The organism is Azohydromonas australica DSM 1124, assembly GCF_000430725.1.
Classification (GTDB): domain Bacteria; phylum Pseudomonadota; class Gammaproteobacteria; order Burkholderiales; family Burkholderiaceae_C; genus Azohydromonas; species Azohydromonas australica.
The window spans coordinates 184,108-208,361 of the sequence record NZ_KE387203.1; the positions used below are offsets into that span (position 1 = coordinate 184,108).

Here is a 24,254-nt window from a genome sequence, read left to right on the forward strand (position 1 = left end):
AGACCAAAGAGCGTTGTGCGAACCCGTGATTATGGCATCACCGCCACGACAGGGTCTTGACGGGTCGCGGGACCCTGTCACAGCGCAGGCATAATCGCGCGCGTTTCGCCGCCGCCGGCCCCCTCTCTCTTGGCCTCCGACAAAGAACTCTCCGACTTCCTAGCCAGCGTCGAAAAGCGTGCCTTCAAGCGCACCGCCTACAGCGTCCGTGACGAGGACGCGGCGCTGGACATCGTCCAGGACTCGATGATCCGGCTGGCGGAGAAGTACGCGGACCGGCCCGCCGCGGAGCTGCCGCTGCTGTTCCAGCGCATCCTCTCCAACGCCACCATGGACTGGTTCCGACGCCGCAAGGTGCGCTCGGCGGTGGAGACCAACTTCTCGGGCTTCGAGGGCAGCGGCGACGAGGACTTCGACCTGCTGGAGATGCTTGAAACGCAGGACGGCAGCATGGGCGCCGAAGGTGCCGACGCCGAGGCCTCGCGGGCACAGATGCTGCAAGTGATCGAACAGGAAGTTGCAGTGTTGCCGGCACGTCAACGAGAGGCGTTCCTGCTGCGTTACTGGGAAGAGCTCGATGTCGCCGAGACCGCGGCCGTCATGGGCTGCTCCGAGGGCAGTGTCAAAACGCACTGTTCCAGGGCAGTGCATGCGCTGGCCAAGGCTCTGCGCGCCAAAGGTATTGCGCCATGAACCACTCCCGATCCCTCCCGCCCCCGTTTGACGCGCAGGCGCTCGAAGCCCGCTTCGCGTTGCGCGTGACGGCGCGCCTGAGCGAGCATGCGCAACGCCAGCCGCACGCCATCGAGGAGCGGTTGCGATTCGCGCGCCAGCAGGCGCTGGAGCGCGCACGGGCGCGGCGCCGCACGGCACCGGTGGCCGCGACCGCGCCGAGCGTGTACGCCATGGGCTCGACGCTGGCCCTGGGCGACGGCGGCGAGCCGCGCGCCGGCTGGTTCCAGCGCGCCGTGGCCGCGGCGCTGCCGCTGGCAGTGCTGCTGAGCGGACTGGCGCTGATCCATTGGAACCAGACGCACGCCCAGATCGAGGCCGCGGCGCAGATCGACGCCGAGCTGCTGGTGGACGACCTGCCGCCCACCGCCTACAGCGACCCCGGCTTCTTCGAATACCTGCGCAAGCAGCAGAACCCCTGACTCCCGAGCAATGAGCCTGCGCCGCTGCCGCCTGCTCCTGCTGGCCCTGCCAGGGCTGGCCTGCGCCGCTGCGGCCCTGGCGCAGAGCGCCGCCGCACCCGCGACGCCCGTGCAGCAGCCGCGGGCGGCCACGCCCGTGGCGGCCAAGCCGGCACCGCAACGCTCCGCCTCCTGGTGGTCCCTGACCCCGGCGCAGCGCGCCACGCTGGCGCCGCTGCAACGCGACTGGGACAGCATCGACGCCGGCCGCCAGCGCAAGTGGGTGGAGATCGCCATGCGCTTTCCCGGCCTCTCCGCCGAAGAGCAGCAGCGCGTGCAGGAGCGCATGAACGAATGGGCGCGCATGACGCCCGAGGAGCGCGGCCGCGCGCGCGTGCAGTTCCAGGAAATACGCCAGTTCAGCCCGCAGGAACGCCAGGCCAGCTGGGAGGCCTACCAGGCCTTGCCGGCCGAGCAACGGCGCGAGCTGGCGGAGCGCGCCACGCCCGGGCCGGCGCGCCCCGCGCCGCTGAGCGCCGACGGGACGGCCAAATCCACCATCGTGCGCGTGCCCAGCACGCCGCCCGTGCTCAAGCCGGTGGGACCGACGCAGATGCAGGTCGCACCCGGCGCCACCACCACCAGCGTCACGCGCCCACCCGCGCCGCCGCTGCACCAGCAACCCGGGCTGCCCAAGATGGCCGCCACGCCGACTTTCGTGGACAAGAACACCCTGCTGCCCAAGCGCGGCGCGCAAGCCGCCGCCACCATCGCCGAACCCGCTGCTTCCCAGGCGGCCAAGCGCCCGTGACCGCCCCCGTTCCCGACGCGCTGCAGACGCCCAGCCTGCCGCGCCGCCTGGCCTGCATGGTCTATGAAGGCGTGCTGCTGTTCGGCGTGCTCATGCTGGCCGGCTTCCTCTATTCGACGCTGACCCAGCAGCGCCACGCGCTGCAGGGCCAGCACGGCATGCAGGCCTTCCTGTTCGTGGTGCTGGGCCTGTACTTCATCGGCTTCTGGATCTACGGCGGCCAGACCGTGGCCATGAAGGCCTGGCACATCCGGCTGGTCGATGCGCAGGGTCTCCCCGTGACGCCCAAGCGCGCGCTGTGCCGCTACCTGGCGAGCTGGCTGTGGTTCCTGCCGGCACTCATCGCGGCCTGGCTGGCGCGGCTGCAATCCAGCGCCTCGATCTTCGGGCTGCTGGCGGCGGGCGCCCTGGCCTACGCGCTGCTGGCGCTGCTGCAGCCGCGGCGCCAGTACTGGCACGACCACCTCTGCGGCACGCAGCTGGTGATCTCGCGCCCGCGGCCGCGCAAGAAGCGCTGATCAGCCCTCCACGCTTTCCAGCTGCTGCAGCGGCCGCCGCAGCGAGCGGCTGCGCGGCGCCGGCCCTTCGCCGATGCGGCCCATGAACACCGCCGCCCGCAGCGCCTGCCCGCCCAGCAGCGCCTCCAGCCGCCGCACCGCCTGCGCGGCAGCGGCCTCCATGCCGGGCTCGGCCGAGAACCGGCGCCCCTCGCGCAGGTAGCGCGCAAAGATCAGCGGCGCCATGGCCGGCTGCAGCGACAGCCCCAGCCGCGTGGCCGTGAGCCAGAAGCGCTGCATGGCGCGTCCGGCGGCCACGTGGTCGTCGATCGTGTGCGGTTCGCGCGCGGCCACCAGCGCGAAATGCGCCCCGCAGGCCAGCCCGGGGATCAGGTCCATCTGCAGCCGCGGCATCGCCGTGCCGGCCAGGTAGCGGTTGAAGAAGCGCACGCGTTCCCAGCGCCCCAGCACGAAACGCATGAGCTGGCGCGTGAGCGCGTCCACGCCCAGGGACTGGTCCGGCATGCGGTCGGTGCTGTAGCGCGCGTTCCACTCGATGACCTCGCGGTGCACGTGCCAGGCCTCGGGCATGCTCAGCCGCACCCGCGCCACGGCGCTCAGCAGCCGCGCCATGTCCAGCCGCTCGGCCACGCGCTCGCGCCACAGCAGGCGGTAGTGCGGCGCCACCGCGGCTTCGAGCGCCTGCTTCTCGGCCGCCGCCAGCCGCCGCGTGCGCATGGCGCGGCGCTGCACGCTGCGCGACGCGATGCAGCCGATCAGCGCATCCGGCCGGAGGCCCTCCTCCGGCTCGAAGCGGACGTCAAAGGCCGTGCGCCCGCTAGGCACCCCGCCGGTGCGCCGGTGCGCCTGCATGGCCCAGCCCTGCCCCGTGGCGGCGATGGCCATGGTTTCCAGCAGCGCGCCCAGCGACATCTCGCTGGCGTGGCCGTCGAGGTCGTAGACGCAATGCGCGCGGGTGTCGAAGCCGTGCACCACCACCTCGCGCTCGCCGCGCACCTCGAAGCGCCAGGGCTGGGTGTTGTCGCCGCTGGGCGCCCAGCGCGCGAGCTCCAGCACGGCGCGCAGCCCCGCTTCAGCCGGCATGGCGTGCTCCGGCCACCGCGCCCAGGCGGCGGCGGCCGACCGATGCGGCCAGCCGTTGCAGCGGGTGGCGGTAGCCGCCCGGCCGCCAGGTGCGCACGAAGCGGTTGCGGTAGGCGTCGAAGTGCAGCCCGTGCGGCGCGGCCCAGACCTTGCCGCGCTTCAGCAGGATCTTCAGGCTCTCGGTCGCCGCCATCCCCGCGGCCAGCTGGCAGCCAATGATGGTCGAGGGCCCGCGCTGCTCGGCGAAATTGGCAGCCGACGGGTCCACCAGGTAAGGCCCGTGCAGCCCCGCGGGCGCCAGGCCGACCAGGAAGCGCAGCGCCTTTTCCGCGTCCGGCAAATCACCCCAGCCGAAATATTCCTCGAAGGACATGCCGCCCGGCATGAAATTCAATACCGCCGCGCCCATGCCCAGCGGCGCCGCCGTGCAGGCCGGAATACCTTTTACCCGGCAGGCCTCGAAAACCAGGCGACGTGCGGAGAATGCAAAGAAATCCAGCCCGTCGACATACAAATCAACGCCCTCCAGAAAGGCATCGACATTCCCGGCATTCACGCCCTCGTCAAATACCTGCAGCTCCAGCTCCGGGTTGACGTCCAGCGCCATGGCGCGCAGCACCTGCGCCTTGGGCTGGCCCAGGCTGCTCATGGTGGCGCCGACCTGGCGATTGAAATTCACGAGGTCGAAGTCGTCGAAATCGGCAATATGAAAGGCGCCGATACCCAGACGCGCCAGCGTCAGCAAATGCACCCCGCCCACGCCACCCATGCCGGCAATGGCCACCTTTTTGCCGCGCAGCAGATTCTGCTCCGCGCGCGTGACCCAGCCGACGTTCCGGGAAAATGCCTCCCGGTATTGAAACTGCACATCCATACGCCGGCAGTGTGTCCCCGCTTATTCGAATTGCGGGGACTGTAGGCCAAGAGCCCAGCACGCATGCAGGGGCGAGCGTCACGAATTCACGCTCCAAACCACCACATGGCCGCGTCGTGGCAACCGGCGGTAACCGGGGCCTGCGTGCGTGGTGCGGGCCCCGGGCGTGGCGTCAGCCGACCACGCGCAGCACCTTCACGAAGCCCTCGGCCTTGCGCCCGCGCTTGGCGCGCTTGGCCTGGTAGGACGCGACGCCGGACCAGCGCAGCGTCTCCTCCTTGGCCTTGCCGCCGCGGCCGCTGCCGATGACGGTGAGCGTGTCGCCGAAGGTGGCCGCCGACAGCAGCGGCTCCTTGGCATCGACCTCCATCAGGATCAGCCCGCGCCCGCCGCCGGGCTGCAGCTTCAGCTCCTCGCGCGCGAACACCAGCAGCCGCCCGTCCAGGCTCAGGCAGGCGACCTGCTTGTGGTTGGGCAGCACCACCGAGGGCGGCAGCAGGTGCTCGCCGTCCTCCAGCGTCAGGAAGGCCTTGCCCGCACGGTTACGCCCCTGCAGGTCGCTCACGCGCGCCATCAGGCCGAAGCCGCCGGTGTGCGCCAGCAGCAGCGTGGTGGCGGCATTGCCGGCGAAGTAGTGCGCCGGCTGCGTGCCGGCTTCCAGCTCGATCAGGCTGGTGATGGGCACGCCGTCGCCGCGCCCGCCCGGCAACTGCGACACCGCCACCGAGTACACCCGCCCGCTGCCCTTGGCCGCGCTGCCAAACACCAGCAGCGTGTCCACGCTGCGGCAGGGGAAGACGCCGTAGAGCGAGTCGCCGGCCTTGAAGCCCAGCGTGGCGGCATCGATCTCGTGGCCCTTGAGCGCGCGCACCCAGCCCTTGAGGCTCACCACCACCGTCACCGGCTCGTCAGCCACCTTGAGCTCGACGCTGGCGCGCTTGTCGGCCTGGATCAGCGTGCGGCGGTCGTCGCCGAAGGCCTTGGCGTCGGCCTCGATCTCCTTGACGACGGTGCGGCGCAGCGACGCCGGCGTGGCCAGGATGTTCTCCAGCTTCTCCTGCTCGGTGCGCAGTTGCTTGAGCTCCTGCTCGATCTTGATCGCCTCCAGCCGCGCCAGCTGGCGCAGCCGGATTTCGAGGATGTCTTCCGCCTGCCGGTCGCTCAAGCGGAAGCGCTCGATCAGCGCCGCCTTGGGCTCGTCCGCGTGGCGGATGATGCGGATGACCTCGTCGATGTTGAGCAGCACCAGCTGGCGGCCTTCCAGCACGTGGATGCGGTCCAGCACCTTGTCCAGGCGATGGCGGGTGCGCTTCTGCACCGTGTCCACGCGGAAGCCGATCCACTCCAGCAGCACCTGGCGCACGCTCTTCTGCGTGGGCCGCCCGTCGGCGCCGACCATGGTCAGGTTCATGGGCGCGCCGCCTTCGAGGCTGGTGTGCGCCAGCAGCACGGTCATGAACTCCTGCTGCGACACGGTGCGGCTCTTGGGCTCGAACACCAGGCGCACCGGGGCGTCCTTGCTGGACTCGTCGCGCACCGCGTCCAGCACGCCCAGCACGGTCTGCTTGAGCTGCAGCTGCTCGGCCGAAAGCGCCTTCTTGCCGGTCTTGACCTTGGGGTTGGTCAGCTCCTCGATCTCTTCGAGCACCTTCTGCGCGCTGGCGCCCGGCGGCAGCTCGGTGACCACGATCTGCCACTGGCCGCGGGCCAGGTCCTCGACCTTCCAGCGCGCGCGCACCTTGAGGCTGCCGCGGCCCGAGCGGTAGGCGTCGCGGATCTCGGCCGGGCTGCTGATGATCTGGCCGCCGCCAGGGAAGTCGGGGCCCGGCAGCAGCGTGAAGAGGTCGTCGTCGGAGAGCTGCTCGTTCTTGATCAGCGCCACCGTGGCCGCCGCCACCTCGCGCAGGTTGTGGCTGGGCACCTCGGTGGCCAGGCCCACGGCGATGCCGGAGGCGCCGTTGAGCAGCACGAAGGGCAGCCGCGCGGGCAACTGCCTGGGTTCGGCGGTGGAGCCGTCGTAGTTGGGCACCAGCTCCACCGTGCCCTCGTCGATCTCGTCGAGCAGCAGCCGCGTGATGGGCGCCAGCCGCGCCTCGGTGTAGCGCATGGCCGCGGCGCCGTCGCCGTCGCGGCTGCCGAAGTTGCCCTGGCCGTCGATCAGCGGATAGCGCAGGGAGAAGTCCTGCGCCATGCGCACCAGCGCGTCGTAGGCGGCGGTGTCGCCGTGCGGGTGGTAGCGGCCCAGCACGTCGCCCACCACGCGCGCGCTCTTCACGGGCTTGGGCCCGGCGGCGGTGGTGAAGGACAGCCCCATGCGCTGCATCGCGTACAGGATGCGGCGCTGCACCGGCTTCTGGCCGTCGCACACGTCGGGCAGCGCGCGGCCCTTGACCACGCTGAGCGCGTACTCCAGGTAGGCCTGCTGCGCGTAGTGCGCCAGGGTGATGGCGTCGCCCGCGGCACTGTCGCCGCCGGCGCCGCTGTCGAATTCAAGCGTGCTTTGGTCCATCTTGTTGTTTCGTCAGCCCTGAAAGGCCGAAGGCGACGGTGCCCCAGCACCGCCGCCATGGGTTGAGTCGGAAAACCGCTTGCGCTTCAGACGTCCACTTCCACCGCGTCCCCATGCAGCTCCATGAGCTCGCGCCGCGCCGCAGCCTCTCCCTTGCCCATGAGCTTGGTGAGCCACTCGGTGGTGGCGGCGAAGTCGAGCTGGCCCAGGGCCGCGGGCAGCAGCCGGCGCGTGTCGGGGTTGAGCGTGGTCTCCCACAGCTGCTCGGCGTTCATCTCGCCCAGCCCCTTGAAACGGCTGATGGCCCACGAGCCCTCGCGCGCGCCTTCCTTGCGCAGCTTGTCCAGCATCGCCTCCAGCTCGCCCTCGTCCAGCGCGTAGAGCTTGGCCGCGGGCTTCTTGCCGCGCGCCGGCGCGTCGATGCGGAACAGCGGCGGCTTGGCCACGAACACGTGGCCTCGCTCGATCAGCTTGGGGAAGTGGCGGAAGAACAGCGTCAGCAGCAGCACCTGGATGTGCGAGCCGTCCACGTCCGCGTCCGAGAGGATGCACACCTTGCCGTAGCGCAGCCCGGAGAGGTCGGGGTCGTCGTTGGGGCCGTGCGGGTCCACGCCCACCGCCACCGCGATGTCGTGGATCTCGTTGTTCTTGAACAGCAGGTCGCGCTCGACCTCCCAGGCGTTGAGCACCTTGCCGCGCAGCGGCAGGATCGCCTGCGTCTCCTTGTCGCGGCCCATCTTGGCGCTGCCGCCGGCGCTGTCGCCCTCGACCAGGAACAGCTCGTTGAGCGTCAGGTCGCGGCTCTCGCAGTCGGTGAGCTTGCCGGGCAGCACGGCCACGCCGGAGCCCTTCTTCTTCTCCACCTTCTGCGCCGCGCGCTGGCGCGTCTGCGCCTGCTTGATCACCAGCTCCGCCAGCTTCTTGCCGTGCTCCACGTGCTGGTGCAGCCACAGCTCCAGCGCCGGGCGCACGAAGGCCGACACCAGCCGCAGCGCGTCGCGCGAGTTCAGCCGCTCCTTGGTCTGGCCCTGGAACTGCGGATCCAGCACCTTGGCCGAGAGCACGAAGCTCGCGCGCGAGAACACGTCCTCGGGCATGAGCTTCACGCCCTTGGGCAGCAGCCCGTGCAGCTCCACGAAGCCCTTGACGGCGTTGAACAGGCCGTCCTTCAGGCCCGCCTCGTGCGTGCCGCCGGCCACGGTGGGAATGAGGTTGACGTAGCTCTCGCGCAGCGTGCCGCCCTCCTCGGTGAAGGCCACGCACCAGGCGGCGCCCTCGCCTTCGGCGAAGTTCTCGGTCTCGGCCGCGGTGGCGTAGCGCTCGCCCTCGAACAGCGGGATCAGCGGATCGGCCACCAGGCTCTGCTGCAGGTAGTCGCGCAGGCCGCCCTTGTAGAGCCACTCCAGCGTCTCGCCGCTCTTCTCGATGTGCAGCGTCACGCTCACGCCGGGCATCAGCACGGCCTTGCTGCGCAGCAGGTGCACGAGCTCGCTGCGCGGCAGGTCGGGGCTCTCGAAGTACTTCGCGTCGGGCCACACGCGCACGCGGGTACCGCCCTTCTTCTCGGAGGAGCCCGCCTTGCGCACCACCAGCGGCTCGATCACGTCGCCGCCGCTGAAGGCCAGCGCCGCGGCCTTGCCCTCGCGCCAGACCTCCACCTGCAGCCGCGTCGCCAGCGCGTTGGTCACGCTCACGCCCACGCCGTGCAGGCCGCCGGAGAAGCTGTAGGCGCCGCCGGCACCCTTGTCGAACTTGCCGCCGGCGTGCAGCCGCGTGAACACGATCTCCAGCACCGGCACCTTTTCCTCGGGGTGCAGGCCGAAGGGAATGCCGCGGCCGTCGTCCTCCACGGAGATGGAGGCATCGGCATGCAGCGTCACGGCGATGCGCCTGCCGTGGCCGGCCAGCGCCTCGTCGGCAGCGTTGTCGATGACTTCCTGCACGATGTGCAGCGGATTGTCGGTTCGGGTGTACATGCCCGGCCGTTGCTTGACGGGCTCCAGTCCCTTCAGGACGCGGATGGAGCCTTCGCCGTAAGCGGCAGCGGGGGTGGTGCTCTTGGTCGCCATTGCACAATTCTAAGGACCCCCAATCGGGTCCTGTGTTTTTACACAGCCTTCTTTTTCCAATTCCATGACCACAGCCACCACGCCCCGCCTTTCCATGACCCAGGTGCTGCTGTGCGGCGCCGCCATCGTCACGCTGTCCATGGGCATCCGCCACGGCTTCGGGCTGTGGCTGCAGCCGGTGACGGCCGAGCGCGGCTGGACGCGCGAGACCTTCGCCTTCGCGCTGGCGGTGCAGAACCTCGCCTGGGGCCTGGCCGGGCCCTTTGCCGGCATGCTGGCCGACCGCTTCGGCGCCTTCCGCGTGCTCGTCGCCGGGGCGCTGCTGTACGCGCTGGGGCTGGTGCTGATGGCGCTGTCCACCTCCGGCCTCGCCTTCACCGGCAGCGCCGGGCTGCTCATCGGCATGGCGCAGTCGGGTACCACCTACGCCGTGATCTACGGCGTCATCGGCCGCCACGTCGCGCCCGAGAAGCGCAGCTGGGCCATGGGCGTGGCGGCGGCCGCGGGCTCCTTCGGGCAGTTCCTGATGGTGCCGGTGGAAAACGGCCTCATCGCCGGGATGGGCTGGCAGAACGCGCTGTTCGTGCTGGGCGCGGCGGCGCTGGCGATCGTGCCGCTGTCCTTCGGCCTGCGCGAACCGCGCGCGCTGCCTGCGGGCAGCGGCATGCCGCAGCAGAGCATGGGCGCGGCGCTGAAGGAGGCCTTCGGCTCGCGCAGCTTCCAGCTGCTGACCGCGGGCTACTTCGTGTGCGGCTTCCAGGTGGTGTTCATCGGCGTGCACCTGCCCAGCTACCTCAAGGACCACGGGCTGGCGCCGCAGGTGGCGACCACGGCGCTGGCGCTCATCGGGCTGTTCAACGTCTTCGGCACCTACGCCGCCGGCGTGCTGGGCCAGCGCCTGGCCAAGCGCCACATCCTCTCGACCATCTACGCGCTGCGCGCGGTGGCCATCACGGCCTTCGTGACGCTGCCGCTGTCGCCGCTGAGCGTCTACGTCTTCTCCGCGGTGATGGGCGTGCTGTGGCTGTCCACGGTGCCGCCCACCAACGCCGTCATCGCCCAGATCTTCGGCGTGCGCTTCCTGTCGATGCTGGGCGGCTTCGTGTTCCTGAGCCACCAGCTCGGCTCGTTCCTGGGCGTGTGGCTGGGCGGCAAGCTCTACGACGCCACCGGCAGCTACGACGTGGTGTGGTGGATCGCGGTGGCGCTGGGCGTGTTCGCGGCGCTCGTGAACCAGCCGGTGCGCGAGCAGCCCATCGCGCGGCCCGCCGCGGCCTCCAGCGCGGCCTGACGGCGAGGCCTTCGCCATGCCGCCGCGCATCGCCCGCTTCAAGCGCCTGCTGACCTGGGCCGCGGCGCTGCTGGCGCTGGCGCTGGTCTTCGCGGCCTACCTGCGGCCCGCGATGGTGTTCAGCGTCGCGAACCAGCTCTGGAGCTGCTTCTGAACTTCATGCCTGAAACCTCCTTCGCCATGCACCCTGGTTCCTCTCCCGCCGATGCCGCCTCGCCCTGGATCCGCCGCTTCACGCCGCTGCTGCGCCCGGGCTGCAGCGTGCTGGACGTGGCCTGCGGCGGCGGCCGCCACGTGCACTGGTTCCTGCAGCAGGGCTTCGAGGTGGTGGCGGTGGACCGCGACGCGCAGGCCGTGGCGCCGCTGCGCGGCCTGGCGCGCGTGGTGGTAGCCGACATCGAGAACGGCCCCTGGCCGCTGCCCGGCGAGCGCTTCGGCGCGGTGGTGGTGACCAACTACCTGTGGCGCCCGCTGCTGCCGCGGCTGCTGGACAGCCTGGCCGACGGCGGCGTGCTGCTCTATGAAACCTTCGCCGTAGGCAACGAGACGGTGGGCCGGCCGCGCAGCCCGGACTTCCTGCTGCGCCCGGGCGAGCTGCTGGAAGCTGCGCGCGGCCTGCGCGTGGTGGCCTACGAGGACGGCTTCCTGGACGGACCGCCCCGCTTCGTGCAACGCATTGCCGCCATGCGCGACGCGCCCCACCCGGCGGAGGCCGCGCCGGCGCGCCATCCGCTGTAGTCCCCGGGCGGCGGGGGCATGAAACAGCGCGGATAGAATCCCGCGATTCCAGGAAGCCTCTCCCCTTTTCCCATGACACCGATTACCGGAAGCATCGTCGCACTGGTCACGCCCCTGCACGAGGACGGCAGCGTGGACTACGCCGCGCTGCGCAGCCTCATCGACTGGCACATCGCCGAGGGCACCGACTGCATCGGCGTCGTGGGCACCACGGGCGAGTCGCCCACCGTGTCGGTGGAGGAGCACTGCGAGATCATCCGCGTGGCCGTCGAGCAGGCCGCGGGCCGCGTGCCCGTCATGGCCGGCGCCGGCGCCAACTCCACGCGCGAAGCCATCGAGCTGTCGGAGTTCGCCCGCAAGGTCGGCGCCGACTGCACGCTGCAGGTGGTGCCCTACTACAACAAGCCCACGCAGGAAGGCATCTACCGCCACTTCCGCGCCATCGCCGAGGCGGTGGACATCCCCGTGGTGCTCTACAACGTGCCCGGCCGCACCGTGGCCGACATGGCGCACGACACCGTGCTGCGCCTGGCGCAGGTGCCCGGCGTCATCGGCGTCAAGGAAGCCACCGGCAACATCGACCGCGCCGCCTGGCTGATCAAGCAGGCGCCCAAGGGCTTCGGCATCTATTCCGGTGACGACCCGACCGCCTTCGCGCTGATGCTCGCCGGCGGCCACGGCAACATCAGCGTCACGGCCAACGTCGCGCCGCGCGCCATGGCCGAGCTGTGCAAGGCCGCGATGGCCGGCGATGCCCGCCGCGCGGTGGAGCTGCACATGCAGCTGCTGCCGCTGCACAAGCAGCTCTTCGTCGAGCCCAACCCGATCCCCGTGAAGTGGGCGCTGGCGCGCATGGGCCGTTGCGGCGGCGCGCTGCGGCTGCCGCTCACCGGCCTGTCCGAGGCGGCGCAGCCGCTGGTGGAACAGGCGCTGCGCGACAGCGGCCTGCTCTGAGCCTCGGCCCGCTTCTTGTCCGTACTTACCGTCCGCCGCGCGGCGGCAGCGTTTTCGATGCCTGAAATGAACCGTTTCGTCGTCCCGTCCGCGCTGGTGCTGGCCCTTGGACTCGCCGGCTGCTCCTCCGTGGAGGGCGTGCTCTCCGGCGACAAGCTGGACTACCGCAGCCAGGCCGCCAAGACCGCGCCGCTGGAAGTCCCGCCCGACCTGTCGCAGCTCTCCCGCGAGCAGCAGCGCTACCAACCGCAGACCGGCCCGGTCAGCGCCGCTGCCTACCAGCAGGCTGCCCCGGCGGCCACCGCCACGGCACCGGCCGCGGGCACCACGCCCGCCGCCAGCACGGTGGCGCCGCAGGCGCTGGGCGACATGCGCATCGAGCGCGCCGGCAACGAGCGCTGGCTGGTGAGCTCGGCCACGCCCGAGCAGCTGTGGCCGCAGCTCGTGGCCTTCTGGCAGGAGCGCGGCTTCGCGCTGGCCAAGGAGGACGCGCAGGCCGGTGTGATCGAGACCGAGTGGGCCGAGAACCGCGCCAAGATCCCGCAGGACTTCATCCGCCGCAGCATCGGCAAAGTCTTCGACGGGGCCTACTCCACCAGCGAGCGCGACATGTTCCGCACCCGCGTGGAGCGCACCGCGCGCGGCACCGAGATCACCATCACGCACCGCGGCATGGAGGAGGTCTTCACCTCCCAGCGCCAGGACCAGACCAAGTGGACCAGCCGCCCCAGCGATCCCGCGCTGGAGGCCGAGTTCCTCAGCCGCCTGATGGTCAAGCTCGGCGCCAAGGAAGAGGTTGCCCGCACCACCGTGGCCCAGGCGCCCGTGCAGGCGCCGCGTGCCCGCGCGGTGGCCGGCCAGGGCGCCACGCTGCAGCTGGACGACGGCTTCGAGCGCGCCTGGCGCCGCGTGGGCGTGGCGCTGGACCGCAGCGGCTTCACGGTCGAGGACCGCGACCGCACCAGCGGCCTGTACTACGTGCGCTACGTCGACCCGAAGGAAGCCCAGCGCGAGGAGCCCGGCTTCTTTGGCCGCCTCTTCGGCCGCGACCAGAAGCGCGCCACCACCGACCGCTACCGCGTGGCCGTCAAGTCCGAGGGCAACGCCAGCACGGTGTCGGTGCAGAACGCCCAAGGCACGCCCGACACCGGCGAGGTCGCGCAGCGCATCGTGAAGTCGCTGCTCGACGACCTGAAGTAAGCCGCCCTCCCCGGCGGTTTCATCGCGCGTGATGCGTTTCAGCAACCTGGGCAGCGGCAGCTCGGGCAACGCCACGCTGGTGGAAGCCGGCGATCCCGCGCGGCCCACGCGGCTGCTGGTGGACTGCGGCTTCTCGCTGCGCGAGCTCACCCGGCGCCTGGCCCTGCGCGGCGTGGAGCCGGGCCAGATCGACGCCGTCTTCGTCACCCACGAGCATGGCGACCACGTCGGCTGCGCGCTGACGCTGGCGCGCCGTCATGGCGTGCGGCTGTGCATGAGCGCGGGCACCTGGTCCGCGCTGCGGCAGGACAGCGCCCCGGCGTCGCTGCACCTGCTGGCCTGCGGCGACACGCTGGACGTCGGCGCGCTGCAGCTCCAGCCCTTCGCGGTGCCGCACGACGCGCGCGAACCGCTGCAGCTGCGCGTGCACGACGGCCAGCACCACCTGGGGCTGCTGACCGACCTGGGCGAGGTCACCGACGCGGTCGCGCAGGCGCTGGCCGGCTGCGACGCGCTGCTGCTCGAAGCCAACCACGACCGCGAAATGCTGCTCGCCGGCCCCTACCCCTGGGTGCTCAAACGCCGCATCAGCGGCCGCTTCGGCCACCTGGAAAACGGCCTGGCCGCGGCGCTGCTGCAGCGGCTGCACCACGCGGGCCTGCGCCACGTGGTCGCGGCGCACCTGAGCCGCCAGAACAACAGCCCGGCGCTGGCCGCGCAGGCGCTGGCCGCGGCGCTGGGCACGGGCGCGCAGGACATCGTCGTGGCCGACCCTGCGCTGGGCTGCGACTGGCTGGACCTGCACTGAGCTTCAGCCCGGCCTTCGGCCGCCCGCAGGCACACCGCACTCCGCCAGGGCCGAGGCCAGCAGCGGCTACGTCTGCGGCGGGCACAAAAAAGCCGCCCGAAGGCGGCTTTTGGCGTTCCAGCTGGCTCGAATTACTGCGAGGCGGCGGAAGCAGCGGCGTCGGCAGCACCCGAGGCGGCGGAGGCAGCGGCTTCGGCAGCACCGGCCACGGCGGAAGCGGCGGCGGAGGCGGCGTCGGTCACGGCCGGGGCGGGAGCCGGAGCAGCGGGAGCCGGAGCTTCTTCCTTCTTGCCGCAGGCGGTCAGGGCAGCGGCAGCGATCACGGCGGCCAGCAGGAGCGACTTGTTCATTTGTATGTCCTCGAATTCGAAAAGTGGTCGAACAATTACCGATCGGCTGGGGTGTTCGAAGCCCCGACTCACGTAGACGCGGATCGTTACTGGAGAACCTTGTCCAACCCCAAATTATACCGTCGCACTAGGGAAGGCCCTTACTGACGGCAAGCGGCGCCGCCCTGTGAAGGTGCGAGCGTTGCGGCGGCGCATCACTTTTGTGCCTGCGCCTGATCGGGAGTTTTCCAGCGGCCGCGGGCTCAGCTTCCGAGTGGCTGCACCCAGCCCGCGGCGGCCCAGTCCTCCAGCAATTCACGCGCGTCGTTGCTGAGGGTCGCGACCTCGCGCGCGCTGAGCGCACCGGCGTCGGCCAGGCGTCGCATCAGGCGCGCATCGCGTCCGCCGGCATGGAAGGACTCGCCGTTGAGGAAGACGAACTTCTCGTCATACATCATGCGGCTGCGCCGGTGCAGCGCGACGCCGCCCGCCACGTCGGTCTCGCCGTCCTGCTCGAACCAGACGTTGGGCTTCGGCTCGCTCAGGATCTCCCCCAGCGCCGCCTGCAGCCGCGAGGGGTCGCGCAGCGCGCGCTCCAGCGCCTGGCGCGCGAAGTCCGACAGCGCCGCCGGAATCTGCCCCGGCGTGGCCGTGGCCAGCTGCTTCGGATCGCGGTAGAGGCGCCCCTTCTCCTCCTCGTCCATCAGCTCGGGCAGCCGCTGCAGCAGCTCGCGCGCGAGGTCGTCCTCGCAAGGCACGCGGAAACCCACCGAGCAGGTCATGCACTCGCCGTCCACGGCGATGCCGTCGTGGCCCCAGCGCGGCGGCAGGTACAGCATGTCGCCGGGTTCCAGCACCACGTCCTCGGTCGGCTCGAAGTTCGCCAGCAGCTTCAGCGGCACGCCCGGCACCAGCGACTCGTCGGCCACCGGGCCGATGCGCCAGCGCCGCTTGCCGTGCACCTGGATCAGGAACACGTCGTAGTTGTCCATGTGCGCGCCGACGCCGCCGCCCTCGCTGGCCCAGGAGATCATCAGGTCGTCCAGCCGCGCCTGCGGCACGAAGCGGAAGCGCGACAGCATCTCGTGGGCCTCGGCCACGTGCAGGTCCAGGCCCTGCACCAGCAGCGTCCAGCGCGGCTGCTTGACCGCCGGCAGCGCCTGGCGCGGCAGCGGGCCGTGGCGCAGTTTCCAGGTGTCGCCCTTGGCGACGATAACGCGCGATTCCACGTCCTCCTGCTGCGCCAGCGCGAACATCTGCGTGCGCGTCACCGGCGGCTGCACGCCGGGCAGCGCCTGGCGCACCAGCAGCGGCTTCTTTTGCCAGTGGCGGCGCATGAAGGTCTCGGGCGAAAGTCCGCCCAGCAAAGTCATTGGTTGGTCAATCTGCATTTCCGGGATTGTCAGGGCCCTTGTGGCATCCTCGGACGATGAACATCAACGCACCCTGCGTGGTCAGCCTCACCTGGACGCTGGCCGACGGACAAGGCCAGACCATCGACGAGCTGGCAGCCCCGGTCGAATTCTTTTTTGGCGGCGAGGACCTGCTGCCCAAGGTCGAGGAGGCCCTGGCGGGCCACGAGGCCGGCCACGAAGCCTGGCTGCACCTGGAACCCGAGCATGCCTTCGGCGACTACAAGCCCGAGCTGGTGTGCTTCGAGGCGCGCAACCTCTTCCCCGAGCAGGTCGAGCCCGGCATGGCCTTCGAGGGCCTGCCCGAAGGCAGCGTCACCACCGACATGCCGCCCGACACCGTCTACATGGTCACCGAGGTGTACCCGGAGCACGTGGTACTCGACGGCAACCACCCGCTGGCCGGCATCGCGCTGCAGCTGCACATCAAGGTGCGCGACGTGCGCGAGGCCACCGAGGAGGAGATCGAGGCCGGCAGCGTCGGCGACAGCGTGCTGGCACTGATGGCGCCGCCCACGGGCGGCGCGCCGCGCGACGAGACGCTGCACTGAGCCGGGAGCGGTTGTCGCCATGAGCTCCGGCATCCAGTGGGACCTGTTCCTCGCCGCCGCGACGGCGCTGGCCTTCACGCCGGGGCCGGACATGATCTACGTCGTCTCGCGCGCGCTGGCGCAGGGCCGCAAGGCCGCGCTGGTCTCGGCCGCCGGGCTGTCGCTGGGCGTGCTGGCGCACACCTTCTTCGCCGCCTTCGGCGTGACGGTGCTGCTGCAGACCTCCGAGCTGGCGTTCACGGCGCTGAAGGTCCTGGGTGCGTGCTACCTGCTGTGGATGGGCGTGCAGCTGTGGCGCAGCGCGCCGCGCATCGACATCCACGCCGCCGGCGACCGGCTCGGCACCAAGGCGCTGTTCCTGCAGGGCGCGCTCTCGGCGCTGCTCAACCCCAAGCTGGCGCTGTTCTTCCTGGCCTTCCTGCCGCAGTTCGTGCCGGCTGACAGCGCCTCGCCGGCGCTGGACACCGTCATGCTGGGCCTGGCCTTTGGCGCCGTCGGCGTGCCGGTGCAGGCGCTGGCAGGCTGGGTGGCGGGCTCGCTGAGCCAGGCGCTGCGCCGCAACCAGCGCGCGGTGTGCAGCATGTTCCGCTTCAGCGGCGCGCTGATGCTGATCCTGGGCCTGCGGCTGCTGGTGACGCAGCGCTGATCGCGCCTCCGCCGCAAAAGGAAACGCCGGCCCTCGGGCCGGCGTTTTTCATGGTGGCCCGGGCCGCCGTCGCGCTCAGGCGGCGTGGGCCTCCTGCGACGCCTCGCCTTCCGCCGCCGTGATCGGCCCTTTGCCGCTGAAGCGGTCCAGCGCCAGGTAGATCACCGGCGTGATGTAGAGCGTCACCGCCTGCGAGAACACCAGCCCGCCCACCACCGCCAGGCCCAGCGGCTGGCGCAGCTCGGCGCCGGCGCCGATGCCCATGGCGATCGGCAGCGCGCCCATCAGCGCCGCCAGCGTGGTCATCATGATCGGGCGGAAGCGCAGGATGCAGGCCTCGCGGATCGCCTGCACCGGCTTCATGCCGCGCTCGCGCTGTGCCTCCAGCGCGAAGTCGATCATCATGATCGCGTTCTTCTTGACGATGCCGATCAGCAGCAGGATGCCGATGGTGGCGATCAGCGTCAGGTCCATGCCGAAGAACTTGAGCATCAGCAGCGCGCCCACCGCCGCTGAGGGCAGCCCGGCCAGGATCGTCAGCGGGTGGATGTAGCTCTCGTAGAGGACGCCCAGCAGCACGTAGATCACCAGCAGCGCCGCCACGATCAGCATCGCCTGGCTGCCCTGCGAGCTCTTGAACACCGCCGCGTCGCCGCCGTAGCGCGTGATGATCGACTCGGGCATGCCCAGCTCCGCGCGGTAGCGCTCCAGGTTGGCCGTGGCGTCGCCCAGCGCCGCGCCCGGCGCGAGGTTGAACGACACCGTCACCGCCTGCAGCTGCCCCACGTGGTTGATCGAGATCGGCCCCACCGTGCGCGACACCGTCGCGAAGGCCGACAGCGGCACCAGCGAACCGGCGGAGGAGCGCACGTAGATGCGCGAGAGGTCCGCCTCGTCCTGCTTGGCCTCGGGTGCCGCCTCCATGATCACCTGGTAGCTGTCGGCGCTGGTGTAAATGGTGGAGACCTGCCGCTCGCCGAAGGCGCTGAACAGCGCGGTGCGCACCGCGTCGATGGACACGCCCAGCGTGTTGGCGCGGTCGCGGTCGATGGACAGCGAGGCCTGCAGCCCGCGCAGCTGCGCGTCGCTGGTGACGTCGCGGAACAGCGCGTCGGTGCGCAGCTTCTCCTGCAGCTTCACGGCCCAGTCGTTGAGCTCGCCGGCCTGCACGCTCTGCAGGATGTACTGGTACTGCGCCTTGCTGGGCCGGCCGCCGAGCTGCAGGTTCTGCACCGGGCGCATGAAGACGTTGAGGCCCGCCACCGCGCGCAGATCGCGCCGCAGCCCGTCCACCACCGCCTTCATCGGCTTGCGCTCGCCGCGCGGCTTGAGGTTGATGAACATGCGCCCGTTGTTGGTCGCGTTGCTGCCGCCCAGGAAGGAGTTGACGCTCAGCACATTGGGGTCGCGCCGGATGATCTCGGCCGCGCGGTCCTGCAGCTGCACCATGGCCGGGAAGGAGATGTCTTCCGACGCTTCGGTGGTGATGCTGATCTGCCCGATGTCCTCCTCGGGGAAGAAGCCCTTGGGGATGGTGACGAACAGCCACGCCGTGGCGGCAAAGGTGCCCGCCGCCACCAGCATCACCACGCCGCGGTGGCGCAGCGCCAGGTCCAGCGTGCGGGTGTAGAGGCGCAGCACCGCGTCGAAGGCGTGCTCGAAGCCGCGCACCAGCAGTCCCGGCGGCTTCTTGTGCGCCTCGTCGCTGAGGAAGCGGCTGGCCAGCATCGGCACCAGCGTCAGCGACACGAAGGCCGACACCACGATCGCCAGCGACACCACCACGGCGAACTCGTGGAACAGCAGCCCGATGACGCCGGGCATGAAGAAGATCGGGATGAACACCGCGATCAGCGAGGTGGAGATCGAGATGATGGTGAAGCCCACCTCGCGCGAGCCGCGCAGCGCGGCCTGGAACGGCGGCACGCCCTCCTCCACGTGGCGGATGATGTTCTCCAGCATCACGATGGCGTCGTCCACCACCAGGCCCACCGCCAGCGTCAGGCCCAGCAGCGAGATGTTGTCCAGCGAGTAGCCCAGGCCCCACAGCAGCGACAGCGCGCCCACCAGCGACACCGGCAGCGACAGCGAGGGGATGACGGTGGCGACGAAGCGGCGCAGGAACAGGAAGATCACCAGCACCACCAGCGCCACGGTGCCCAGCAGCGTCAGGTTCACGTCGTGCAGCGCCTCGCGGATCGACACCGAGCGGTCGTTGACCAGGTTGACCTTCACCGACTGCGGCAGCTGCTCCTGGAAGGACGGCAGCGCCGCGCGCACCGAGTCCACCACGCGCACGGTGTTGGCGTCGGGCTGGCGCTGGATCGCCAGCGTGATGGAGCGCTCGCCGTTGAAGTTGGCGTAGGTCTTGAGCGTCTCGAAGCTGTCCTCGACCTGCGCCACGTCGCGCAGCCGCACGGGGTTGCCGTTGCGCGTGGCTACGATCACTTCCGCGAACTCCGCCGCGTTGCGCAGCTGGCGGTTGGCCTGCAGCGTGAGCGTCTGGCTCGGCCCCTCCAGCGTGCCCACGGGGGTATTGGCGTTGGCCGCGCGCAGCGCGTTGGCCACCTCGTCCAGCCCGATGTTGCGCGACGCGAGCTGATCGGGCAGCACGCGCACCCGCACCGCGAAGCGCTTCTGGCCGTAGATGTTGACCTGCGCCACGCCCGGCAGCGTGGACAGCGTGGGCGCGATCAGGTGCTCGGCGTAGTCGTTGAGCTCCGACAGGCTCATGGCCGGCGTGGTCAGCGACAGCAGCAGCACCGGCGCGTCGGCCGGGTTGACCTTGCGGTACGAGGGCGGCTGCGTCATGTCCTGCGGCAGCTGGCGCTGCGCTCGCAGCAGCGCGGCCTGCACGTCCACCGCCGCGGCGTCGATATCGCGGCCCTCGTCGAACTCCAGCGTCACCGAGGTGCTGCCGAGCTGGCTGGTGGAGCTGATGACGGCCAGCCCGGGAATGGTCTGGAACTGCTTCTCCAGCGGCAGCGCCACCGAGGTGGCCATGGTCTCGGGGCTGGCGCCGGGCAGCGCGGCCGAGACGTTGATGACCGGCGTGTTGTAGCTGGGCAGCGCCGCCACCGGGATACGGCTGAAGGCCAGCACGCCGGCCACGACGATGGCCAGGTTCAGCAGCACCGTCATCACCGGACGGCGGATGAACAGTTCCGAGAGGTTCATCGCAGTGCTTCCGCCTTCGAGGCCGCTGCGGCCACCCGCAGCCCGCGCCCGGGCTCCTGGCTGCCCGCGGCCGCCGCGCCGGCACCGTTGCCCGCGCCGCTGCCGCCGGCCGCGCCGCCGCCACCGCCGGCCCCGTTGCCGCCGCCCTGGCCGTTGCCGCCACCGGGCTGGGTGCCGGCGCCGCCCGCGCCGCCTTCGCCGCCGCGGCCCGCGGGCGCGCCGGCGCTGCGCTCGGTCACGCGGGTGCCGGGACGCAGGTTCTGCTTGCCATCCACCACCACGCGCTCACCGGCGCGCACGCCCTCCACCACGGCATCGGTGCCGGCGGAGTGAATGACGCGCACCGGCCGCTGCGCCGCCTGGCCCTCGGCCTCGACCACGAACAGCGTGGCGCCGCGCGGACCCTGGATGACGGCCGCCTGGGGCACGACGACCCCGCCCCGCAGCGTGCGCACCGTCAGGCTGACGTCCACGAAGGCGCCGGGCCACAGCGCCTGGTCGGGGTTGTCGAACATCGCCTTCACGCGCACGGTGCCCGAGGCCAGGTCCACCGCGTTGTCGACGAACTGCAGCTTGCCGACGCGCGGCTTGCGCCCTTCCGGCAGCGCCGCCTGCACCTGGCCGCCGCCCTGTCCCAGCAGCTCCAGCAGCGCCGGCAGCTCGCGCTGCGGCAGGCTGAAGGACACGGCGATGGGATCGATCTGCGTGAGCGTGAGCAGCGCCGTGCCGGTGGGCGACACGGTCGTGCCCGGATAGACGTTGACGGCGCCGATGCGCCCGTCCCCCGGCGCCACGATGCGGCTGTAGGACAGCGCCACCTTGGCCGCCTCCAGCGCGGCGCGGTCGGCCGCCACCAGCGCCGCCTGCGCCTCGGCCTGGGCGCGCGCGGTGTCCACCGCGCCCTGCGAGACGAAGCCCTTTTCCACCAGCTCCAGGCTGCGCGCGAGCTGGCGCTGGGCGTCGGCGGCAGTGGCCTGGTCGCGCAGCAGCTGCGCCTGCGCGCGCGCCACGTTGGCCTCGTCGTTGCGCGCGTCCAGCGTGAACAGCAGCTCGCCGCGCTTGACGTTCTGGCCCTCGCGCACGTGCACCTGCGTCACCACGCTGGCGACCTGCGGCTTGACTTCGACGCTGCGCAGCGCCGTGACGGTGCCCGGCGCCTGCAGCTGCACCGGCACGTCGCGCTGCTGCGCCACCACGCTGGTGATGCTCACCGCCGGCGCCGAGGCGCCGGCGCCCGGCGCGCTGGCCGAGGCAGCAGCCGGCGGCGCCTCCTTGCGGCTGTTGAACCACCAGGCGCCGGACAGGCCGGCAACGATGAGGACCGCCGCCAGGGCAGCCGCTTTGGGCTTGGACATGGAAAGACTACGGTCCGACGTCTGGAGGGAAGAAATTGCCGGCTCGCGGGGGATTCAGCAAGCCGTCAGCCTGTGGCTGGCGAGGGGCATTTATCGGCCGTCCGGTCGGCGGATTGATGCGGGCCATCCCGCGACGGACCGTCAGGAGTTGGCGTTCAGGCCCGCCCTGTGGAACCGAAGCCGCCCTGGCCGCGCTCGGAGGCGCCGAATTCCTCCACGCGGCGGAAGCGCGCCTGCACCACCGGCACGATCACCATCTGCGCGATGCGCTCCAGCGGCTGCACGGTGAAGGGCTCCTTGCCGCGGTTCCAGCAGCTCACCATCAGCGGGCCCTGGTAGTCGGCGTCGATGAGGCCCACGAGGTTGCCCAGCACCAGGCCGTGCTTGTGCCCCAGGCCCGAGCGCGGCAGCAGCATCGCGGCGAGGCCGGGGTCGCCGATGTGGATGGCGATGCCGGTGGGGATCAGCGCCGCGTCGCCGGGCTGCAGCACCAGCGGCGCATCCACGCAGGCGCGCAGGTCCAGCCCGGCGCTGCCCGGCGTGGCGTAGCTCGGCGCCAGCTCGTCATAACGCTCGGCCACGCGGGGGTCGAGAACTTTCAAATCGATGGTGGTCATGGTTTTTTTCCGGCTCGAAAAGCAAAGCCGCCATGCCCGCACCCGGCAGGCATGACGGCATGGTGAAACGTCGCGTCAGCCGCGAGCCGACAGCCGCTGCGCGATCTCCCGCACCAGTTCCTGCGCCAGCGTGCGCTTGGAGGCGGCGGGCACTTCGCGGTCGCCCTGCGCATCCACCAGCAGCAGCGCGTTGTCGTCGCGGCCGAAGGTCGCGGGCCCCAGGTTGCCCACCACCAGCGGCACATTCTTGCGGTGGAGTTTTTCTCGCGCGTGTCTGGCCAGGTCGTGGCTCTCGGCGGCGAAGCCCACGCAGTACGGCGGACGCGGCAGCCGCGCCACCGCGGCCAGGATGTCGGGGTTCTCGACCAGGTCCAGCCCCGGCACGGCGCGGTCGGCCTGCTTCTTGATCTTGGCGTCCGACACCCCCGCCGGGCGCCAGTCGGCCACGGCGGCCGTGGCGACGAAGACCTCGTGCTGCCCGGCCAGCGGCAGCACGGCGTCGAACATCTGCTGCGCCGTGCGCACGTCGATGCGGCGCACGCCGGCCGGCGTGTCCAGGTGCACCGGGCCGGCCACCAGCGTGACCTCGGCCCCCGCCTCCTGCGCCGCACGCGCGATGGCGAAACCCATCTTGCCGCTGGAGAGGTTCGTGAGGCCGCGCACCGGGTCGATGGGCTCGAAGGTCGGGCCGGCGGTGATCAGGAGCTTGCGGCCCTGCAGCAGCTTCGGGGTGAAAAAGGCGATCAGCGCGTCGCGCAGCTCCACCGCCTCCAGCATGCGGCCGTCGCCGATCTCGCCGCAGGCTTGGTCGCCGTGGCCCGGGCCCAGCAGCAGCGCGCCGTCGGCCACCACCTGGGCGGCGTTGCGCTGCGTGGCCGGGTGCGCCCACATCTCGCGGTTCATGGCCGGGGCGAGCAGCAGCGGCACGCGCTCGTGGCCGGAGGCGAAGGGGCGCGCCAGGCACAGCAGGCTCAGCAACTCGTCGGCGCGGCCCTGCGCGAGCTGCGCGATCAGGTCGGCGCTGGCGGGGGCGATAAGGATCGCGTCGGCCTCGCGGCTGAGGTTGATGTGCGCCATCGCGTTGGGCTGGCGCTCGTCCCACTGGCTGCGCACCACGGGGCGTCCGGAGAGGGCCTGCATCGTCACCGCGGTGATGAACTGCTCGGCCGCCGGCGTCATCACCACCTGCACGCTGGCGCCGGCGCGGGTGAGCTCGCGCACGAGCTCGGCCGACTTGTAGCAAGCGATGCCGCCGGAGAGGCCGAGCACGATGTGCCGGCCGGCGAGATCGGGGGGTTGCGTCATAAGGCGCGCACTCTATCAGGGGCACGCCGCTCGCTATGCTGGCTTCGCCGGCGGGTTTTTCAGGCGCCGGCGGTGTCTCCAGGAGAGGTCCCGATGAAGCTGCCGCTGTGCCTGCCCCCGCTGTTGCTGTCGTTGTCGCTGGCCGCCTGGGCCGGCATCGCGCCCTCCTCGCCGCGCGTGCTGCTCTACGGCGAGCAGCACGACCAGCCCGACCAGCAGCGCCAGGTGGCGCAGGCGGTGCGCGATCTGGCCTCGCACCAGCGGCTGGCCGCCGTGGTGCTGGAGATGGCCGAGCAAGGCGGCAGCACCGCGCGGCTGCCGGTGACGGCCGACGAGGCCACGGTGAAGGAGGCGCTGCGCTGGAGCGCCGCGGCCTGGCCCTGGGACACCTACAAAGACGTCGTGATGTCCGCCGTGCGCGCCGAGGTGCCGGTGCTGGGCGGCAACCTGCCGCGCCGCGACATGCGCGAGGCGATGCAGAACGCGTCCCTGGACGGCCTGCTGCCGCCGGCCGTCAACGACCAGCTCAAGACCGCCATCCGCGAAGGCCACTGCGGGCTGCTGCCGCGCGAGCACGAGGGCGGCATGCTGCGCATCCAGCTCGCGCGCGACCAGAGCATGGCGCGCACCGTGGCGCAGGCGCTGGAGAGCGCGACGCCGGGGCGGCAGGTGCTGCTGCTGGCCGGCGCGCAGCACGCCGCGCGCGACCGCGGCGTGCCGCTGCACCTGCAGCAGCTGGGCTTCAAGCCCGAGGAGCTGCACGTGACCATGTTCGGCGAGGCGCCCACCGACACCACGCTGCCGGCCGACCGCACCCTGGCGGCGGCGTTCTCGCCGGGGCCGGATCCGTGCGAGCAGCTGAGGAAGAAGTAGG

23 protein-coding genes are annotated in these 24,254 nt (G+C 71.2%); 13 read left to right on the plus strand and 10 right to left on the minus strand.

The window, feature by feature from the left end; all coding sequences use genetic code 11:
* Positions 1-129 precede the first annotated feature (129 nt).
* From H537_RS0119925 to H537_RS0119940, 4 genes are read left to right on the plus strand one after another with little or no spacing between them, the layout of a single operon-like run.
* Positions 130-693: an RNA polymerase sigma factor gene (locus H537_RS0119925; RefSeq protein ID WP_028999236.1), complete on the plus strand. Its 564-nt coding sequence runs from the start codon at positions 130-132 to the stop codon at positions 691-693.
* A complete protein-coding gene (locus H537_RS0119930; RefSeq protein ID WP_028999237.1) occupies positions 690-1,154 on the plus strand; it encodes a DUF3619 family protein in 465 nt (154 codons plus the stop codon). Before H537_RS0119925 ends, H537_RS0119930 begins: the two co-directional genes overlap by 4 nt.
* A gap of 10 nt (positions 1,155-1,164) precedes the next feature.
* Positions 1,165-1,944 carry a DUF3106 domain-containing protein gene (locus H537_RS49520; protein WP_051243015.1) on the plus strand — a complete coding sequence of 260 codons (780 nt, stop codon included), beginning with the start codon at positions 1,165-1,167 and terminating at the stop codon, positions 1,942-1,944.
* A complete protein-coding gene (locus tag H537_RS0119940; protein WP_028999238.1) occupies positions 1,941-2,462 on the plus strand; it encodes an RDD family protein in 522 nt (173 codons plus the stop codon). Before H537_RS49520 ends, H537_RS0119940 begins: the two co-directional genes overlap by 4 nt.
* Here the strand turns inward: H537_RS0119940 and H537_RS0119945 are convergent, their stop codons facing one another.
* The 4 genes from H537_RS0119945 to H537_RS0119960 form a co-directional block, all read right to left on the minus strand.
* The gene (locus tag H537_RS0119945; RefSeq protein ID WP_028999239.1) at positions 2,463-3,545 is read right to left on the minus strand and encodes a nitroreductase family protein; all 1,083 of its coding nucleotides are present in this window, start codon (positions 3,543-3,545) and stop codon (positions 2,463-2,465) included.
* Positions 3,535-4,419 (minus strand): ThiF family adenylyltransferase, encoded by an 885-nt coding sequence (locus H537_RS0119950; protein WP_028999240.1) that lies wholly within the window; start codon positions 4,417-4,419, stop codon positions 3,535-3,537. The genes H537_RS0119945 and H537_RS0119950 overlap by 11 nt, the downstream gene beginning before the upstream one ends.
* A 172-nt stretch (positions 4,420-4,591) precedes the next feature.
* Positions 4,592-6,928: a DNA topoisomerase IV subunit A gene (gene parC / locus H537_RS0119955; protein ID WP_028999241.1), complete on the minus strand. Its 2,337-nt coding sequence runs from the start codon at positions 6,926-6,928 to the stop codon at positions 4,592-4,594.
* 86 nt (positions 6,929-7,014) lie between these two features.
* Positions 7,015-8,997, minus strand: a complete 1,983-nt coding sequence (locus H537_RS0119960; RefSeq protein ID WP_028999242.1) for a DNA topoisomerase IV subunit B — start codon at positions 8,995-8,997, stop codon at positions 7,015-7,017.
* A gap of 64 nt (positions 8,998-9,061) precedes the next feature.
* Here H537_RS0119960 and H537_RS0119965 point away from each other — a divergent pair, with 64 nt between their 5' ends.
* From H537_RS0119965 to H537_RS44355, 6 genes are all read left to right on the plus strand, one after another.
* Positions 9,062-10,288, plus strand: coding sequence for an MFS transporter (locus tag H537_RS0119965; protein WP_028999243.1), 1,227 nt, complete (start codon positions 9,062-9,064; stop codon positions 10,286-10,288).
* A 16-nt stretch (positions 10,289-10,304) separates the two neighbouring features.
* Positions 10,305-10,442, plus strand: coding sequence for a hypothetical protein (locus tag H537_RS54535; protein WP_169517056.1), 138 nt, complete (start codon positions 10,305-10,307; stop codon positions 10,440-10,442).
* A 5-nt stretch (positions 10,443-10,447) separates the two neighbouring features.
* Positions 10,448-11,026, plus strand: coding sequence for a class I SAM-dependent methyltransferase (locus tag H537_RS0119975; protein WP_238446742.1), 579 nt, complete (start codon positions 10,448-10,450; stop codon positions 11,024-11,026).
* 72 nt (positions 11,027-11,098) lie between these two features.
* On the plus strand, positions 11,099-11,980 hold the full coding sequence (dapA, locus tag H537_RS0119980) for a 4-hydroxy-tetrahydrodipicolinate synthase (protein WP_028999245.1): 882 nt from the start codon (positions 11,099-11,101) through the stop codon (positions 11,978-11,980).
* Between the two features lie 66 nt (positions 11,981-12,046).
* Entirely contained in the window at positions 12,047-13,180 is a 1,134-nt protein-coding gene (bamC, locus tag H537_RS0119985) for an NlpB/DapX family lipoprotein (protein WP_211235046.1), read from the plus strand.
* A gap of 31 nt (positions 13,181-13,211) precedes the next feature.
* Positions 13,212-13,988: an MBL fold metallo-hydrolase gene (locus H537_RS44355; protein WP_051243073.1), complete on the plus strand. Its 777-nt coding sequence runs from the start codon at positions 13,212-13,214 to the stop codon at positions 13,986-13,988.
* A 131-nt stretch (positions 13,989-14,119) separates the two neighbouring features.
* Here the strand turns inward: H537_RS44355 and H537_RS0119995 are convergent, their stop codons facing one another.
* Positions 14,120-14,338, minus strand: coding sequence for a hypothetical protein (locus H537_RS0119995; protein WP_028999247.1), 219 nt, complete (start codon positions 14,336-14,338; stop codon positions 14,120-14,122).
* A gap of 242 nt (positions 14,339-14,580) precedes the next feature.
* Complete coding sequence (locus H537_RS0120000; protein ID WP_028999248.1) at positions 14,581-15,708, minus strand: JmjC domain-containing protein; 1,128 nt, start codon at positions 15,706-15,708, stop codon at positions 14,581-14,583.
* Positions 15,709-15,746: 38 nt separating this feature from the next.
* Between H537_RS0120000 and H537_RS0120005 the strand changes: the two genes are divergently transcribed.
* Both H537_RS0120005 and H537_RS0120010 read left to right on the plus strand, forming a co-directional pair.
* The gene (locus H537_RS0120005) at positions 15,747-16,280 is read left to right on the plus strand and encodes an FKBP-type peptidyl-prolyl cis-trans isomerase (RefSeq protein WP_028999249.1); all 534 of its coding nucleotides are present in this window, start codon (positions 15,747-15,749) and stop codon (positions 16,278-16,280) included.
* 19 nt (positions 16,281-16,299) lie between these two features.
* Complete coding sequence (locus H537_RS0120010; protein ID WP_043459328.1) at positions 16,300-16,926, plus strand: LysE family translocator; 627 nt, start codon at positions 16,300-16,302, stop codon at positions 16,924-16,926.
* Between the two features lie 75 nt (positions 16,927-17,001).
* On the opposite strand, the gene H537_RS0120015 is transcribed toward H537_RS0120010, so the two are convergent.
* From H537_RS0120015 to coaBC, 4 genes are all read right to left on the minus strand, one after another.
* Entirely contained in the window at positions 17,002-20,103 is a 3,102-nt protein-coding gene (locus H537_RS0120015; protein ID WP_028999251.1) for an efflux RND transporter permease subunit, read from the minus strand.
* Positions 20,100-21,458 (minus strand): efflux RND transporter periplasmic adaptor subunit, encoded by a 1,359-nt coding sequence (locus H537_RS44360; RefSeq protein WP_064736006.1) that lies wholly within the window; start codon positions 21,456-21,458, stop codon positions 20,100-20,102. Before H537_RS44360 ends, H537_RS0120015 begins: the two co-directional genes overlap by 4 nt.
* A 155-nt stretch (positions 21,459-21,613) precedes the next feature.
* Entirely contained in the window at positions 21,614-22,075 is a 462-nt protein-coding gene (gene dut / locus H537_RS0120025) for a dUTP diphosphatase (protein WP_028999252.1), read from the minus strand.
* Between the two features lie 75 nt (positions 22,076-22,150).
* The gene (gene coaBC, locus H537_RS0120030; protein ID WP_028999253.1) at positions 22,151-23,380 is read right to left on the minus strand and encodes a bifunctional phosphopantothenoylcysteine decarboxylase/phosphopantothenate--cysteine ligase CoaBC; all 1,230 of its coding nucleotides are present in this window, start codon (positions 23,378-23,380) and stop codon (positions 22,151-22,153) included.
* 93 nt (positions 23,381-23,473) lie between these two features.
* Here coaBC and H537_RS44365 point away from each other — a divergent pair, with 93 nt between their 5' ends.
* The gene (locus H537_RS44365; RefSeq protein ID WP_051243016.1) at positions 23,474-24,253 is read left to right on the plus strand and encodes a ChaN family lipoprotein; all 780 of its coding nucleotides are present in this window, start codon (positions 23,474-23,476) and stop codon (positions 24,251-24,253) included.
* Position 24,254: the final 1 nt, after the last annotated feature.

What these genes read in the sequence shown, in the direction of transcription:
- H537_RS44365 (WP_051243016.1), top strand. Translation starts at nt 23,474, where the DNA reads ATGAAGCTGCCGCTGTGCCTGCCCCCGCTGTTGCTGTCGTTGTCGCTG.
- bamC (WP_211235046.1), top strand. Translation starts at nt 12,047, where the DNA reads ATGAACCGTTTCGTCGTCCCGTCCGCGCTGGTGCTGGCCCTTGGACTC.
- dapA (WP_028999245.1), top strand. Translation starts at nt 11,099, where the DNA reads ATGACACCGATTACCGGAAGCATCGTCGCACTGGTCACGCCCCTGCAC.
- H537_RS0120005 (WP_028999249.1), top strand. Translation starts at nt 15,747, where the DNA reads ATGAACATCAACGCACCCTGCGTGGTCAGCCTCACCTGGACGCTGGCC.
- H537_RS0119930 (WP_028999237.1), top strand. Translation starts at nt 690, where the DNA reads ATGAACCACTCCCGATCCCTCCCGCCCCCGTTTGACGCGCAGGCGCTC.
- H537_RS44355 (WP_051243073.1), top strand. Translation starts at nt 13,212, where the DNA reads ATGCGTTTCAGCAACCTGGGCAGCGGCAGCTCGGGCAACGCCACGCTG.
- parC (WP_028999241.1), bottom strand. Translation starts at nt 6,928, where the DNA reads ATGGACCAAAGCACGCTTGAATTCGACAGCGGCGCCGGCGGCGACAGT.
- H537_RS0120015 (WP_028999251.1), bottom strand. Translation starts at nt 20,103, where the DNA reads ATGAACCTCTCGGAACTGTTCATCCGCCGTCCGGTGATGACGGTGCTG.
- H537_RS0120000 (WP_028999248.1), bottom strand. Translation starts at nt 15,708, where the DNA reads ATGCAGATTGACCAACCAATGACTTTGCTGGGCGGACTTTCGCCCGAG.
- H537_RS0119950 (WP_028999240.1), bottom strand. Translation starts at nt 4,419, where the DNA reads ATGGATGTGCAGTTTCAATACCGGGAGGCATTTTCCCGGAACGTCGGC.
- H537_RS0119975 (WP_238446742.1), top strand. Translation starts at nt 10,448, where the DNA reads ATGCCTGAAACCTCCTTCGCCATGCACCCTGGTTCCTCTCCCGCCGAT.
- H537_RS0119995 (WP_028999247.1), bottom strand. Translation starts at nt 14,338, where the DNA reads ATGAACAAGTCGCTCCTGCTGGCCGCCGTGATCGCTGCCGCTGCCCTG.
- H537_RS0119945 (WP_028999239.1), bottom strand. Translation starts at nt 3,545, where the DNA reads ATGCCGGCTGAAGCGGGGCTGCGCGCCGTGCTGGAGCTCGCGCGCTGG.
- H537_RS0119965 (WP_028999243.1), top strand. Translation starts at nt 9,062, where the DNA reads ATGACCACAGCCACCACGCCCCGCCTTTCCATGACCCAGGTGCTGCTG.
- H537_RS0119960 (WP_028999242.1), bottom strand. Translation starts at nt 8,997, where the DNA reads ATGGCGACCAAGAGCACCACCCCCGCTGCCGCTTACGGCGAAGGCTCC.
- H537_RS0120010 (WP_043459328.1), top strand. Translation starts at nt 16,300, where the DNA reads ATGAGCTCCGGCATCCAGTGGGACCTGTTCCTCGCCGCCGCGACGGCG.
- H537_RS54535 (WP_169517056.1), top strand. Translation starts at nt 10,305, where the DNA reads ATGCCGCCGCGCATCGCCCGCTTCAAGCGCCTGCTGACCTGGGCCGCG.
- H537_RS44360 (WP_064736006.1), bottom strand. Translation starts at nt 21,458, where the DNA reads ATGTCCAAGCCCAAAGCGGCTGCCCTGGCGGCGGTCCTCATCGTTGCC.
- H537_RS49520 (WP_051243015.1), top strand. Translation starts at nt 1,165, where the DNA reads ATGAGCCTGCGCCGCTGCCGCCTGCTCCTGCTGGCCCTGCCAGGGCTG.
- coaBC (WP_028999253.1), bottom strand. Translation starts at nt 23,380, where the DNA reads ATGACGCAACCCCCCGATCTCGCCGGCCGGCACATCGTGCTCGGCCTC.
- dut (WP_028999252.1), bottom strand. Translation starts at nt 22,075, where the DNA reads ATGACCACCATCGATTTGAAAGTTCTCGACCCCCGCGTGGCCGAGCGT.